This window comes from Halolamina salina (assembly GCF_042678005.1).
In the GTDB taxonomy this organism is placed as follows: domain Archaea; phylum Halobacteriota; class Halobacteria; order Halobacteriales; family Haloferacaceae; genus Halolamina; species Halolamina salina.
Window position 1 is genome coordinate 27,281 of the sequence record NZ_JBHUDH010000012.1, and the last position, 498, is coordinate 27,778.

1 protein-coding gene is annotated in these 498 nt (G+C 67.9%); it reads left to right on the forward strand.

What is annotated here, in order from left to right; translation table 11 throughout:
- Positions 1–478 (forward strand): alpha/beta hydrolase family protein (locus ACFR9S_RS01700; protein ID WP_379817909.1); only part of this gene is annotated, 478 nt, incomplete at its 5' end.
- Positions 479–498: the final 20 nt, after the last annotated feature.

Here is a 498-nt window from a genome sequence, read left to right on the forward strand (position 1 = left end):
CCGCGAGTTCGTCGACGAGGACCGGCTCGCGGTGTTCGGCGGCTCCTACGGCGGCTACTCGGCGTACTGCCAGCTCACGATGCACCCCGAAATCTGGAAGACCGGGGTGGCGTGGATCGGCATCACCGACCTCGAACTGCTGTACGAGGAGTCGATGCCGCACTTCAAGGCGACGCTGGAACAGCAACTCGGCGACCCCGAGGAGAACGCCGACCTCTGGCGGGAGCGCTCGCCGATTACCCACGTCGGAAACATGGAGGCGCCGGTGTTCGTCGTCCACGGCGTCAACGACCCGCGCTGCCCGGTCTCACAGGCGCGCGTGTTCCGCGACGCGCTGCTCGACCGCGGCTGGGAGGAGGGTCCCGACGGCGACTTCGAGTACGAGGAACTCGAGGAGGAGGGCCACGGAAGCTCCGACGCCGAGCAGAAAGTGCGGGCGTTCGGGCTGATCGGGGAGTTCCTCGAGCGGCGGTTGTAGCCAGTCACGGCGCGTGACCT